This is a genomic window from Bernardetia sp. (genome assembly GCF_020630935.1).
In the GTDB taxonomy this organism is placed as follows: domain Bacteria; phylum Bacteroidota; class Bacteroidia; order Cytophagales; family Bernardetiaceae; genus Bernardetia.
This window is the reverse complement of the sequence record NZ_JAHDIG010000026.1, coordinates 20,455-34,560: the sequence shown is the minus strand read 5'-3', so window position 1 is coordinate 34,560 and position 14,106 is coordinate 20,455. Positions and strand designations below refer to the sequence as shown.

Annotated in this window: 10 protein-coding genes and 1 riboswitch; of the genes, 5 read left to right on the top strand and 5 right to left on the bottom strand. The window is 34.5% G+C overall.

Annotation, left to right across the window (positions count from 1 at the left end; genetic code table 11):
• Window positions 1–55: 55 nt before the first annotated feature.
• The 4 genes from QZ659_RS09105 (at window position 56) to menD (ending at window position 4,069) form a co-directional block, all read left to right on the top strand.
• Entirely contained in the window at window positions 56–685 is a 630-nt protein-coding gene (locus tag QZ659_RS09105; RefSeq protein ID WP_291725232.1) for a TMEM175 family protein, read from the top strand.
• A 13-nt stretch (window positions 686–698) separates the two neighbouring features.
• Entirely contained in the window at window positions 699–1,190 is a 492-nt protein-coding gene (locus tag QZ659_RS09100; RefSeq protein ID WP_291725229.1) for a hypothetical protein, read from the top strand.
• 27 nt (window positions 1,191–1,217) lie between these two features.
• A complete protein-coding gene (gene truB / locus QZ659_RS09095) occupies window positions 1,218–1,937 on the top strand; it encodes a tRNA pseudouridine(55) synthase TruB (RefSeq protein WP_291725226.1) in 720 nt (239 codons plus the stop codon).
• A 368-nt stretch (window positions 1,938–2,305) separates the two neighbouring features.
• Window positions 2,306–4,069: a 2-succinyl-5-enolpyruvyl-6-hydroxy-3-cyclohexene-1-carboxylic-acid synthase gene (menD, locus tag QZ659_RS09090; protein WP_291725223.1), complete on the top strand. Its 1,764-nt coding sequence runs from the start codon at window positions 2,306–2,308 to the stop codon at window positions 4,067–4,069.
• 88 nt (window positions 4,070–4,157) lie between these two features.
• Here the strand turns inward: menD and QZ659_RS09085 are convergent, their stop codons facing one another.
• The 4 genes from QZ659_RS09085 to QZ659_RS09070 all read right to left on the bottom strand — a co-directional run bounded on the left by QZ659_RS09085 (window position 4,158) and on the right by QZ659_RS09070 (window position 10,200).
• Window positions 4,158–5,474 carry a Na+/H+ antiporter NhaC family protein gene (locus QZ659_RS09085; RefSeq protein ID WP_291725219.1) on the bottom strand — a complete coding sequence of 439 codons (1,317 nt, stop codon included), beginning with the start codon at window positions 5,472–5,474 and terminating at the stop codon, window positions 4,158–4,160.
• An 85-nt stretch (window positions 5,475–5,559) separates the two neighbouring features.
• Window positions 5,560–5,675: riboswitch (SAM-I-IV-variant riboswitch) on the bottom strand.
• A 159-nt stretch (window positions 5,676–5,834) separates the two neighbouring features.
• Window positions 5,835–7,529: a vWA domain-containing protein gene (locus QZ659_RS09080; protein WP_291725216.1), complete on the bottom strand. Its 1,695-nt coding sequence runs from the start codon at window positions 7,527–7,529 to the stop codon at window positions 5,835–5,837.
• Window positions 7,530–7,825: 296 nt separating this feature from the next.
• Window positions 7,826–8,605 carry a DUF6794 domain-containing protein gene (locus QZ659_RS09075; RefSeq protein ID WP_291725213.1) on the bottom strand — a complete coding sequence of 260 codons (780 nt, stop codon included), beginning with the start codon at window positions 8,603–8,605 and terminating at the stop codon, window positions 7,826–7,828.
• A gap of 74 nt (window positions 8,606–8,679) precedes the next feature.
• A complete protein-coding gene (locus QZ659_RS09070; protein ID WP_291725210.1) occupies window positions 8,680–10,200 on the bottom strand; it encodes a lipopolysaccharide biosynthesis protein in 1,521 nt (506 codons plus the stop codon).
• Window positions 10,201–10,401: 201 nt separating this feature from the next.
• Here QZ659_RS09070 and QZ659_RS09065 point away from each other — a divergent pair, with 201 nt between their 5' ends.
• Window positions 10,402–12,576 (top strand): prolyl oligopeptidase family serine peptidase, encoded by a 2,175-nt coding sequence (locus QZ659_RS09065; RefSeq protein WP_291725206.1) that lies wholly within the window; start codon window positions 10,402–10,404, stop codon window positions 12,574–12,576.
• 210 nt (window positions 12,577–12,786) lie between these two features.
• Here QZ659_RS09065 and QZ659_RS09060 read toward each other — a convergent pair whose 3' ends face one another.
• Window positions 12,787–14,049, bottom strand: a complete 1,263-nt coding sequence (locus tag QZ659_RS09060) for an ABC transporter permease (protein WP_291725203.1) — start codon at window positions 14,047–14,049, stop codon at window positions 12,787–12,789.
• Between the last annotated feature and the right edge of the window lie 57 nt (window positions 14,050–14,106).

Here is a 14,106-nt window from a genome sequence, read left to right as displayed (position 1 = left end):
CAAAAAGGTAAATTTGATTTTTTCAGATTTATCTTTTTCTTTTTATACAAATAGAATGAAATCAAATAGATTAGAAGCCTTTAGTGATGGTGTATTGGCAATCCTCATTACCATTATGGTATTGGAAATGAAAGTTCCAAAAGGAAATGATTTGCACGATTTACAAGAAGTATATCCTGTATTTATCAGCTATATTTTGAGTTTTCTCTACTTGGGCATTTATTGGAACAATCATCATCATCTTTTTCAAGCTACAAAATATGTCAAAGGAAAAGTGCTTTGGGCAAATCTCCACCTACTTTTTTGGCTTTCATTGATTCCATTTACGTCGGGTTGGTTGGGTGAGACAAAGTTTGCTCCTATTCCAGATGCACTTTATGGAGTAGTTTTACTAATGAGTGCAATAGCCTATTTTATTTTGCAGAATATGATTCTCAAAATTCATGGCGAAGACTCTGTCCTGCATAAAGCCATTGGAAAAGACTACAAAGGCAAAGTTTCATTGGTTTTATACGCTGCTGCAATTCCTCTCTCTTTTATTAGCCCATGGGTTTCTATTTCTATTTACTTTGGTGTAGCTTTGCTTTGGATAGTTCCAGACAAACGCATTGAAAAAACGCTTTATAAAGAAATAAAAAAGCAACAAAAACAAGACAATGATAAAGACATCGAACACCTAAACTAAAAACAATATCAATTTGGCAACAATAAAAAACACTCCATTTATAATAATTGTTTTTCTAATCATTTCTTTGATGAGTTGTGAAAGCAGACTAAAAACATTGGAAGGAAAGTGGGTAACTAAAAGCCTAAGTTCAACACTATTAGAAGAAGATATTGATGATTTTCCCAAAAACATGAGAGAGCAGATGAGAAAACATAAAGATTCGGTTATGCAGTCAAAAGTAAATACTATGTATGTAGAATTTGAAATGAACAATCATAAAGGAACAAAAGGTATCTTACATACTAATATGTATGAAAATAATGAAGCAGTGTTGTGGAGATATTTGGAAAAAGACCATCAAATCCATCTCTACGACCCCAATAAAAAAGATAGATATTGGAATATCGTAGAGTTTACAGATGCTACACTTACTATACAAATGCACGATGGCAAGAATGATTGGGCAATATGTTTCATCAGAGAAAACTTGAGAGGAACAAGGTTGAGACTAGCTCAAAAATAGATATATCAAATTATTAATCAGAAAAAAATGCAACAAGAACAAGGAATATTCTCACAAGGAAAAGTAATTTTGATAGACAAGCCACTTACTTGGTCGTCTTTTGATGTGGTCAATAAAATTCGTTATGCTATCAAAAAATATGAACAGAAGAAAAAAGTTAAGGTCGGACATGCAGGGACGTTAGACCCACTTGCCACAGGACTTCTGATTCTCTGCTCTGGAAAAATGACAAAACAAATAGAGCAGTTTCAAGGACAGGAAAAAGAATATATTGCCCAAATTACCTTTGGCTTTACTACTCCCTCCTATGATTTGGAGACCGAACTAGAAAACGAAAAAGATACTTCAGAAATTACTTTAGAAAAGATAAAAGATGCTTTAAAGCATTTTGAAGGAGAAATAGACCAAGTTCCACCCATTTTTTCGGCTGTGCAAGTAGATGGAAAAAGAGCCTACAAATCGGCAAGAAAAGGCGAAGAAATAGAGCTAAAGTCAAGAAAAGTAACTATTTCAGAATTAGAAATTTTAGAATCAGACTTATCAGAACAAAAAGCCATTATTTCTTTGAGAGTCGTTTGCAGTAAGGGAACATATATCCGAAGTCTTGCTCACGATTTAGGAAAGCAACTAGAAACAGGCGCACACCTTTCTGGTCTTCGAAGAACAAGAATAGGCGATTTCAAAATAGAAGATGCCCAAACCATAGAAGAGTTTTTAGAAAAGTGGAAACCAAAAGAAAAACAATAACTTGTAACTCAAAGGCTTGCTTTTGATATAACGAAAATAAACCCACAAAAAAAGGCTTCAGAACATGCTGAAACCTCTTTTTTATAGCCATGAAAAAATTACCAATCTCGTGGCAATCACGTTAAGTTAAATAGCTATTAATATGCCAAACTCTTAAATTAAGAAAGAAACACTAAAGAAAGCAAGATTAAAATTCATAATAACATGCTTTTTAGAGATACTTCTATAAATTTTGTAAACTTGTTATAACATTTTGCTTGCAAAGAGTTATTCAGAACAGACTTATACCTAATTGATGAATAAAACTATTCATATCCGATTGTGCAGTTCAATTATTCATTGTCCATTTTAAAATTGTCCACTCAGTTATGTCATACGCTCTTCAACCTATTTGGAACATTGCTCATATTTGCTACAAACACGGAATAGAAAACGTGATTATTTCTCCCGGTTCTCGTTCTGCACCTCTGACTTTAGCTTTTGCAAGACATGAAAATCTAAATTGCAAAGTGGTAGCCGATGAGCGTTCAGCAGCTTTTGTTGCTTTAGGCATTGCACAACAGACAAACAAACCAGTAGTTTTGATTTGTACATCGGGTTCGGCCGCCTACAATTATGCGCCAGCTATTGCAGAGGCTTATTTTCAGCAAATTCCTTTGATTGTCTTGACGGCTGACCGTCCTCCAGAGTGGATAGACCAATTAGATGGACAGACTATACGGCAGAATAATATTTATGGAAAACACGTAAAGGAAAGCTACACATTGCCCATAGATTTATCTCATAAAGATGCTGTTTGGCACGTCGGACGTATTGTTTCAGAAGCTATAAATTTATCTAAAACCTATCCTTCTGCGCCTGTTCATATCAATGCGCCTTTTCGTGAACCTTTTTATCCACCAGTAGAAAATAACGACGAAGAGGATATAAATAATTTGTATCAAAATAAGATAAAATACGATAATGAAGTTAAGATAATAGAACAGATTCATAGTCGTCCGAAAATCAGAACACAACATTGGTTAGAACTCTTAGAAGTGTGGAACAATACAGAAGAGAAGCTAATTGTAGGAGGACAAATGCGTTATAACGAACGCTTAGTTTCATCTCTAAATGATTTAGAGGTTACTGTTGTGGCAGATGTAATTTCAAACCTTCATACTGTAAAAAATAGCCTTCAGCATCAAGATGTTTTTCTGATGAACAGAGAAAACTTAGAAGAACTTCGTCCAGACTTATTGATTACTTTTGGAAAGTCAGTTATTTCTAAAAATTTGAAAAAGTTTTTGCGTGAATATCGTGCTATTGAGCATTGGCACATCCAACCAGCAGGACAAGTGGCTGATACATTCCAATCACTCACAAAAGTGATTCCTCTGAACCCGTCTTATTTCTTTAGAAAAGTGTTAGAAAAACAAACTCGTTTTGCTGAATCGTATAGACAATCTTTTTTTGTAGATAATTGGAGAGCAATGGATGCAGAAATCAGAAAATTAAATGCTACATTTTTTGCAGAGCAACCTTTTTCAGAATTTGAAGCTGTAAAGATGGTAATGAAAAATTTACCAAAATCTACAAATTTACATTTAGCTAATAGTATGAGTGTACGCTATGCCAACTATCTCAACTTAGATAAAGAAGCCCACGGCGAGGTAGAAGTTTTTGCCAACCGTGGCACAAGTGGTATTGACGGTTCTACCAGTACAGCCATCGGACACGCCATAGCTCATGAAGAAAAACTAAATATTCTCTTGACAGGTGATGTCGCTTTTTTCTATGATAGAAATGCATTTTGGAATGATTATTTGCCCTCAAACTTGATTGTCATTTTGCTCAACAACCACGGTGGAGGCATTTTTAAAATGTTACCAGAGTGTGCCAAGCAGCCAGAAATAGATGATTTTTTTGTAGTAAAACAGCCTCTAAAAGCTAAAAAGTTAAGCGAAGAGTTTGAACTAGAATATGCTTTTTGTGAAGATAAAAATAGCTTTGAAAAGGCTTTAGAAAATACAGAACTAGAAATTAATAAAAGAAATAGAATTACCATCATTGAAGTAAAAACAAATATAGAAATCAATACAAAAGTATTACAAGATTATAAAAAGGCTGCAAAAGTTTTGGAAGTGGATTAGGTAGGACTTACAATAATTTTAAAGTTATAACAAAGAAATAATTATAAAAAAAAGAGACTGACCTTTTCGGACAGCCTCTTCTATTTAGTCAGTTAGCTTTTCTATTTTGGAATAACAAGCCAAGTGAAAAAATAGCTAGAATATGTAAATACCACGACTGAGATAGAAGCTCAAAATAATTTATTTTTCCTTTGCTCAAGCTCATCAGTAATAATACCTGCGCTCCATAGGGTAAAAGTCCTTGAACAATACAGGCGAAAATATCTAATAAAGAGGCTGTTACTTGAGGACGGATAGAATAATTATCACTAATTGTTTTGGCTATTTTTCCAGAAATAAGAATAGAAACAGTATTATTAGCAATACATAAATTGATAGTGCTTACTAACGTCGCTATTCCAATTAGTGCTGTATGTTGGCTTTTGATAGAATGACTAATTTTTTCTAAAACAAACTGTATGCCTCCACCTTTTTCTACCATAGCAGCTAAACCTCCTGTAAGAAGAGAAAGGTAAAATATTTCGCTCATTCCTTCAAACCCTGCATAAGCTGTTTTGCTAAAACCGATAATATCAAAATGATTGCCATAAAGTCCTATCATACCAGACAAAACTACTCCTAAAAACAAAACAACAAATACATTTAGTCCTGCCAAAGAGGCAACAATAACAAATACATAAGGCACGATAAGTAACCAAGAAATTTCGGAAGATGCGATGGAGTTAGGAGAGGAAACTTCAAAAGAAAACCCATGCACTATTAGAATAGCAACTGTAATCAAGGCAGCAGGTAATGCTATTTTAGCGTTAGTTCTCATTTTATCTTTCATTTCACAACCTAAAGATTGAGTAGCTACAATGGTAGTATCAGAAATAATAGAAAGATTATCACCAAACATTGCTCCTGTCAAGAGAGCAGCACTCAAAAGGGAAAGCGAAATACCACTTTGCTCAGATAAGGCTACAACTACAGAGCCCAATGCTACGATAGCTCCGACAGACGTACCAGCTGATAATGATAAAAAAGCAGCGACTAGAAATATTCCAGCAGGATAATAGCTAGGAGAAATGTAATTAATACCTAAGCTAACAACAGCATCCACACTACCTGTGGCTTTAGTAACAGCAGAAAATGCTCCTGCCAACAGATAAATAATACACATCGTTAGGATTTTTTCCTCCCCACAGCCTTTCAAAAAAATATCTATATTTTCTTTGAATGGAATTTTTATCAAAATAAAAGCTGCCAAAATTCCTATACAAACAGCAATAGGAGAAGGTAAAGCATAAAAATCTTGAAAGTAGATGCCTGCACCTAAGAATATGCCTACAAAAATAATAAGAGGAAAGAGAGCTACGCCATTTGCTTTGGGAGTAGGAAGTGTTTTGATATTTACTTTTTTCATAGAGAGTTATTGGTTTGATGTTAAAAAATTATCAATAATCTCTTCTATGTAAAAGAAATAAGCAGTCAGATAAAACCACCTAAAACGAAGGCGTTTTTTTTCCAATACGATAATAGGTATTGGCTTATCTATTGTAGCACCTTGCTTACGCATGCAGGTTGCTATCTCTTATATTATATATAGAGATTCTTGATAATTGAGCTGCAAAGGTAGGCTTTATCTCTAACAAATGAATTATGCAAAGTCTTAAAAATCAAAAAAAGCCATCTCTAAGATAAATTAGAAATGACTTTTTAAAATTGATAGGTAAATTGGTGATTGATTTAGCTTTTCATAACTAGCATATTCTCTCTACATATTTTATTTTGACATTAGTTGACAGCTTTCTACCAGTTTCAAAAATTCTGCTCGGTAGCCCTCCGAATCTTTTCCTTTGGAATCTTTGACAAGGGCAATAACTTGATTATAAGAAGCATTAGATTTGTATTCTGAATTTCTTAGAAGCATTCCAAACTCTGCCACAGCAGCCGAAAAACGGAAATTATCAGAAGTTTTTTCTAGCTTAATATTCTCATCCTTCAAAGGATTTACGATAAGATTACTTGTGTCTTCATTTGGCTTTTTGTAGCGTAATTTTAAATTTAAAAGTTCATCAGAAGAGGCAGCAGCCGTATAACTTTCTTTGATTTTGTCTTCTTTTTGGTAACGCAAATCATCCACCGAAGGCAAAAACTCGCTCTTTACACCTACTGGAATTACTTCATAAAGTGCTGTTACGGTGTGTCCTGCGCCAAGCTCTCCAGCATCTTTTTTATCATCATTGAAATCTTCTTTGTTGAGCATTCTGTTTTCGTAACCAATCAGACGATAGGCAGCTACTTTTGCAGGGTTAAATTCAATCTGAATCTTGACATCTTTAGCAATCGTAAACATTGTAGCTCTCATTTGTGTTACAAACACCTTTTTTGCTTCTTGAATATTGTCTATGTAAAAATAGTTTCCATTGCCTGCATTACTAAGTTCTTCCATTTGATAATCTTTGTAATTACCCATTCCAAAACCACAAACAGTCAAGAAAATTCCATCATTACGTTTTGTTTCAATCATTTTTACAAGCTCATCTGGAGAATTTACACCCACATTAAAATCGCCATCTGTACACAAAATAACTCGGTTGTTTCCATCTTTTATCAAATTATCTTTAGCCAAAGAATAAGCGAGTTGTATTCCTGCTCCACCTGCTGTACTTCCTCCTGCCGAAACAGCATCTAGCGCATTCAAAATCTTATCTTCTTCTGAAGCTGGCGTAGATTCCAAAACCAAACCTGCTGCACCTGCATAGGCTACAATCGCAATACGGTCGTTGTCGCTAAGTTGAGAAAGAAGAAGTTTGAGTGAAGAGCGAAGCAGAGGAAGTTTGTTTTGAGCTTCCATAGAACCCGAAGCATCAATTAAAAACACAAGGTTAGAAGGGGCAAGGTTGCCATAGTCTAAATCTTTTCCTTGTATGCCTACATGGACGAGTTTGTGCTTTTCATTCCAAGGCGCAGTAGAAATTTCTGTGCTAACTGAAAAAGGATGTTTTCCTGTCGGATTTTTGTAGTCGTAATCAAAGTAATTGATAAACTCTTCTATACGAACAGCATCTGGATTGGGAAGCTGCCCAGACTGAATAAAACGACGAGCATTGGAATAAGACGCATTATCTACATCAATAGAAAACGTAGAGAGAGGTTCTTTGAGTGATTGGATAAACTTATTTTCTATCTGTTTTTGGTAGTTTTCTGTATTTTGAGGAACTTCATCATAATACATTTCTGCCTCATTCATCACAGCTCCACTAGCAATGTCTTTTTTAGCTCTTGACATTTCTCTATTACTAGAGATTTTCGTAGGTGATTCGGCTGCATAATCTTCTTCAGTAACAGCTACTGAACTATCTGCCATTTCGTAGTTGGTATTTTTAGAGGAATTACAAGCCACAAAAAATAAAGTAGAGCTTGCCATCAAAGCAACTTTAGAGATTTTTCTGAGAGAGATTTTTGAAGATTTCATAATTATAAAAATTTGGTGTAGTAATCTGTTTGTTTGGTAAGTAGATGCACCACTTCACAAAATTCCACACAAAAATTTTTATTTTTTTTTCTACGAATATCTTTTTCCTTAAAAATTAGACAAAAAAAATACCCTTTCTATATCTCAAGTTTTCTGTACTTTGAAGAAAACTGTCAGCGATTAGAAAAGGTATTTTTTTGCAAGTAATGAGAAAGAATGAATTTAAAGTACGCTATTATAACGGATTCAAGCTAGGAAAAGTTCTGTTCTACTCAATTATTTTTGAATTATTTAAGTCATTTTTTTCCATTTACTTTATTCCAATAATCTTGATAAGATTTGACCTGCTCCTCTAATTTAATTTCTTTTCCTAATAAATAACGATGATAGCTGTCAAGGATAATTCCAGACATGTCATCTGGATGGTAAATACCCATTTGATTGAAATACTTTGATAGCCTTGAACCTCCCCATAATTGCCAGTTGTTTCGTATCCACCTTCCAAAACCAAAATGTGTCTTCGCAATAAATTCGTCTTCCGTCCACTCTTTAACTTGCAGCTTAGTAGAGTCATTCCAAAAGCTATCTATTTGTTTAAAACATTCTTCAAGGTTCTTGGGAATATAAACGTTCCTAAGAGTATCTGTCGTAAACCTCTCTTTATCTTCTTTTCGCCACTTTTGTTCAATTTTTTGAAATGGTCTGATAATATCTTCGTGAATGAAGTTATTATCATTTAAGGCAGCTTTAAAAGACAGTAACACGATTTTCTCAATATGTTTAGCGTGAGTAATTCCTAATTTGGAATAATACTTTTCAAACTTCGTTTTTCTCTTTGAGCCTAGTCCAGCCCATTTCGTTATTGTTCTATACTCTCCCCCCAAAGGGTAAATTAAATAAAGCAAACTATCGTTAGGTGTTTCTTTAATGACTTGTTTAAGACTATCTGGACAATCTGTATTCAAAATACGGATAGCTTCATCAATATTCTTAGGCGTTCTGACCTTCTGACTGTAAGCAACAGTTTGAATCATCACAAATAAAAAAGTCAGAATGTATAATAATCTTTGCATCATGATATTTTAATCTAAAACGGAATTTATTGTAGCTTAATAAGTACGCAAACTATTATTTTTGTGCTGCAAATGTTTTAGTTGCTCTGTTCTTTTAGTTTTTTAAAAGTTCTATACTCCACCAAAACTGTAACTACTAAAAACAAAACTAAAAGTCCGTTCTGAATCAAATGTTTTTGCCAAAACCCTGTCCATTCAATATTTAAGCAAACAAAAATAAGAAGTGTAGAAACTCCCAAATACAATATCATTTTCAGAATTGGATAAGGAATAGGCTGATATTTCCTACCCAAAATGTAACACAAACTTGCCATTGTGAGATAACAAGAAAGCGTTGCAATAGCACTTCCAAAATAGCCTAAATAGGGAATCAAGAGAAAGTTGAAACTAATTGTAATAATTGCTCCCACAAGACTTATCCAAAGTCCAAAATGAGTTCGGTCAGAAACCTTAAACCAAACTGAAAAATTGTAGTACAGCCCCAAACAAATATTTGCTAGTAAAAGAATTGGAACAATAAAAAGTCCTTCGTGGTATGCTTTATTTGTGATAAAAATATTGGCTATCCATTCCATATTCATACTTACGCCTAGCATCATCAAGACACAGACAATCGTAAAAAAATGAGTAATGGTAGCAAAGGTTTTGGGAGAATCTTTTTGGCTTGCTTGTGAGAAAAAAAATGGTTCTGCCCCATATTTGAAGGCTTGAACGGCAAGTGTAATAAAAATAGAGAGCTTATAACACGCCGAATAAATACCAACAGCATCCATTGGAGTTTTATTCGGATAAAAATTATTAGGCAGCCATTTTTGTAGCAGCGTTCTGTCTATTACTTCATTGATAGAATATGCAATTCCTGCAAAAAGCAACGGATAAGCATACTTTATCATAGGCTTATATATTTCCCAATTTATCACAAAACGGAAGTCTTTAAATTCTCTCCAAAGCAGTGGAAGTACAGAAGAGTTGGCAATTAGATTGGCTAAAAAAACATATCCTACACCTATTTGAGGGTCATAAATCAGTTTTGCATACTCTTGAAAAAATAAAAATTGTGTTCCTTCTGCGCTACTTTTGCAAAAATAGAGAAAGAAAATATTGAGAAATAACGTCAGAATAATAACAGTCATTCGAAGAGAGGCAAATTTTATTGCTTTTCCCTCTGCTCTAAGCCTTGCATAAGGAATCGCTACCACCGAATCAATGGCAATAATACAGGCAAACCATTTTACAAACTGTGCATTTTCTGGATATTCTAAAAATGTGGCTATCGGCTGTGCAAAAATCCACATTAGAGAGCTAAAAATTAGAGAAGCCAAAAGCACAGAACTAAGCGAAAGGTTGTATGAGTCTCCATTTTTATTTTCACTTTCTGCCTCTTTTTCCTTAGCAATAAAACGAAAGTATGTTGTCTCCATTCCGTGCGTATAAATTACATTTAGAAGTGCAGCATAGGCATAAAAAACAGACATTCCACCATACTCATCGGGTAGAAAAATACCTGTATAGAAAGGTGTGAGTAGGTAGTTGAGAAGCCTACCAACTATGCCTGTAAGTCCGTAAATAGCTGTTTGGGAGAGGAATTTTTTATACAATTTTTATTTTTTGAAGAATACTATTAGAATATGTATTTCAGACTTCTAGCCTGAATGCAAAGTAACACATTTTTTTATTATCCAACCAGTCTAGAAGACTGATATACAAATTAACTAATTTTAGAAAACTTAGAATGTAATTATTCTCTACCTTGCCATACAAATCGTAAAAAATCGTTAATATCTCATCAAATACAGACAATGAAAAAAATTATTTTACAATTATCTGTTGCTGCTGCCTTACTTTCGGCGTGTGGAACAGAAAAAAAGACCATGGAAGAAGAACAAAAACCTGTTGTATTCGAATATCCAGAAACTAAAAAAGATACAGTTCAAGATACGTATTTTGGTACGGCTGTAACTGACCCATACCGTTGGTTAGAAGACGACCGAAGCACAGAAACAGAAAGCTGGGTAAAAGCGCAGAACAATGTTACTTTTGACTATTTAAAATCTATTCCTTACCGTGAGGAGCTTAAAAATCAGTTAGAAAAGGTTTGGAACTACGAAAAACTCTCAAGACCATTCAAAGAAGGAGATTACACGTATTTTTATAAAAATGATGGACTTCAAAATCAGTATGTTGTTTATCGCAAAAAAGAAGGAGAAGATACCGACCAAGTTTTTATAGACCCCAATACATTTTCCAAAGATGGAACTGTTTCGATGGCAGGACTAAATTTCTCTAAAGATGGAAGTCGTGCAGCTTACCTTATTTCAGAAGGAGGCAGTGACTGGAGAAAAATAATCACAATCGACACAGAAAGTAAAGAAGCCATTGAAGACACACTCAAAAATGTAAAATTTAGTGGTGTAAGTTGGAAAGGAAACGATGGTTTTTATTATTCTAGCTACGACAAACCAGAAGGAAGTGAGCTTTCTGCCAAAACTGACCAACATAAACTATACTATCACAAAATAGGCACACCTCAAAGCCAAGATAAAGTTATTTTTGGAGCAACAGCCGAACAAAAACATAGATATGTAAGTGGATATTTGACAGAAGACGAAAAGTATTTAGTTATTTCTGGTAGTAATGCCACTTCTGGAAATAAACTTTTTATCAAAGATTTATCTAAGGAAAGCAATCCATTAATTACCATTATTGATAATGAAGACAGTGATACGTATGTAATGGAAAATGAAGGTTCAAAACTCTATTTGGTAACCAACTTAGATGCACCAAATCAGAAAGTTGTAACGACAGATTTCTCAAAACCTACTTCTGAAAACTGGAAAGATGTCATTCCTCATACGGAAAATGTGTTGAGTGCTTCTTCTGGAGGTGGATATTTGTTTGCTGAATATATGGTAGATGCTATTTCAAAGGTTATTCAGTACGATATGGATGGAAACAAAATTAGAGATATAGAACTTCCAGGTGTGGGTAGTGCTGGAGGTTTTGGAGGAAAGAAAGATGATAAAGAAATGTATTTCTCATTCACTAACTACAACACACCAAGTAGTATTTATAAATTTAATGCTGACACAGGAGAGTACGAATCGTATTGGAAACCTGCTATTGATTTTAACTCTGACAACTATGAGTCGAAGCAAGTTTTTTATACTTCTAAAGACGGCACTAAAGTTCCGATGATTATAACTTATAAAAAAGGGACAGAGTTGAATGGTAAAAACCCAACTATTTTATATGGTTATGGTGGATTTAATATCAGCCTTACACCAAGTTTTAGTGTGATTAATTCGGTTTGGCTGGAGCAAGGAGGCGTTTATGCTGTGGCAAACCTTAGAGGTGGAGGAGAATATGGAAAAGAGTGGCACGATGCAGGTACACAGATGAAGAAACAAAATGTTTTTGATGATTTTATTGCTGCTGCTGAATATTTAATTAGTGAAAAATATACTTCTAGCGATTATTTAGCAATCAAAGGAGGTTCTAATGGAGGTCTTTTGGTAGGCGCAACCATGACGCAACGTCCAGACCTTATGAAAGTAGCTATTCCTGCTGTGGGAGTTTTGGATATGCTTCGTTATCATACTTTTACAGCTGGTGCTGGTTGGGCGTATGACTACGGAACATCAGAGCAAAGCAAAGAAATGTTTGAGTATTTGAAAGGTTACTCTCCTGTCCATAATGTAAAAGAAGGTGTTTCTTATCCTGCTACACTTGTTGTTACTGGCGACCACGACGACCGTGTTGTTCCTGCACACTCCTTTAAGTTTGCAGCAGAGTTGCAAGACAAACACAAAGGAAATAATCCTGTCATGATTCGTATTGAAACCGATGCAGGACACGGAGCAGGCAAACCAACAAGCAAAATCATAGAAGAAAATGCTGATGTTTTTGCCTTTACACTCTATAATATGGGTTTTGAGAAACTTCCTAAAAATGAGGTAAATCAGAAAGCGAAGTAATTCTCTAAGTCTCAAAAAATTTTAACCCTTCTATATTTTAGCATAAAATACTGAATATAGAAGGGCTTTTTAATGCTCTAAATTTTAACTACTTAGAGTAATGGATATTCATAGATATTTACTGTTCTGTGAGTCATAGAACAGGGAAAAGAAGGTTTTTTGATTTTCTAAAGTTTAACTACTACCTAAAAGTGTTTTGTATATTCAAATTTAATCTGCTCTCAAAGCTACAATGGGAGCAATCTTGGCAGCACGATAAGCTGGAAAAAAACCTGCTAATGCACCTGAAATAACTAACAAACCAATCGCTACCAAAACGACATATAAATCTACTTCTGGATTTCTAAAAAATGAGTCGCCACCACCTCCGTCTCCTACAAGTATTTTCATTCCCATAATCGCCCCTACTCCTAAAGTAAGTCCAAAAAAACCAGCTACCGAAGTAATCACAATCGCTTCACTCACAATCAGACTGACAATAGAATAAGGCGTTGCTCCCAAAGCCTTTCGAATTCCAATTTCTTTAGTTCTTTCTTTTACAATAATTAACATAATATTGCTCACACCAATTATTCCTGCCAAAATAGTCATTAGGCTTACCACCCAAACAAAGCCACGAATAAAGAGAAAAAGCATCTGAAACTTCTCAAACTCTTCAACATTGTTACGTACTCTTACAGCTCTATCATCTTCTGGAGAGAATTTATGACGTTTAGCAAAGTCTTGTTGAATATTTTTTGCAATCTGATTAGACTCTTCAACAGAAGCATTCCCTACTGTCATCATCAACTGGTTTATTTTATTATTTGCATTAAATGCTAGTTGGGCTGTTGTGATGGGAAGGTACATATACTGCATTTCACGCTCGTTTCCAGCATCTGAAAATACTCCTACTACTTGAAAAGGAATGTCTCCAATGGTAATCCACTTTCCAACAGGAAAAGCTGGTTCAGTTTCAAACTCTTCAAAAAGCTCTTTTGCTACCAGTTTTCCTATTACAACAACCTTTCTTTTTTTATCTAAATCTGTTTGATTGATAAAACGTCCGTTGTCCATTATCGTACCTTCAAGATATTTATGGTCTGGGTGTACACAACGGGTATTGTAGGACGAACTTTTGTTTTTGTATCTAGTAATCGATTCCCCTCTCAAATAATATCTACCTGATTTATACTCTACACCATCAATATTTTCTAAAGCATCATAATCTTGATTTTGAAATTGAATTTGCCTACCTACAGGCATTCCCTTGTAGGCTATTGAGGTTTGTCCACCGTACACCCAAAGGCTATTAACAGCATCATCTCTGAAATTATATTCTACTCCATTTTGAAGTCCTTTGCCTGCACCTAAGAGCAACACCAACATAAAAATACCCCAACCTACACCCAAAGCTGTAAGAGAGGTTCGGAGTTTGTGTCTAAAAAGAGTATCTACAATCTCACTCCATTTGTCTATATCTATTATTCTCATAGTTGGTAATCCATCTTAGTAAGTTTCTTTTACAAGATAAAAAAGTATTGTTTCAAA

Bases quoted from the DNA above. Each gene is read 5' to 3' on its own strand.
- QZ659_RS09105 (WP_291725232.1), top strand. From the start codon at position 56: ATGAAATCAAATAGATTAGAAGCCTTTAGTGATGGTGTATTGGCAATC.
- truB (WP_291725226.1), top strand. From the start codon at position 1,218: ATGCAACAAGAACAAGGAATATTCTCACAAGGAAAAGTAATTTTGATA.
- menD (WP_291725223.1), top strand. From the start codon at position 2,306: ATGTCATACGCTCTTCAACCTATTTGGAACATTGCTCATATTTGCTAC.
- QZ659_RS09085 (WP_291725219.1), bottom strand. From the start codon at position 5,474: ATGAAAAAAGTAAATATCAAAACACTTCCTACTCCCAAAGCAAATGGC.
- QZ659_RS09080 (WP_291725216.1), bottom strand. From the start codon at position 7,529: ATGAAATCTTCAAAAATCTCTCTCAGAAAAATCTCTAAAGTTGCTTTG.
- QZ659_RS09075 (WP_291725213.1), bottom strand. From the start codon at position 8,605: ATGATGCAAAGATTATTATACATTCTGACTTTTTTATTTGTGATGATT.
- QZ659_RS09065 (WP_291725206.1), top strand. From the start codon at position 10,402: ATGAAAAAAATTATTTTACAATTATCTGTTGCTGCTGCCTTACTTTCG.
- QZ659_RS09060 (WP_291725203.1), bottom strand. From the start codon at position 14,049: ATGAGAATAATAGATATAGACAAATGGAGTGAGATTGTAGATACTCTT.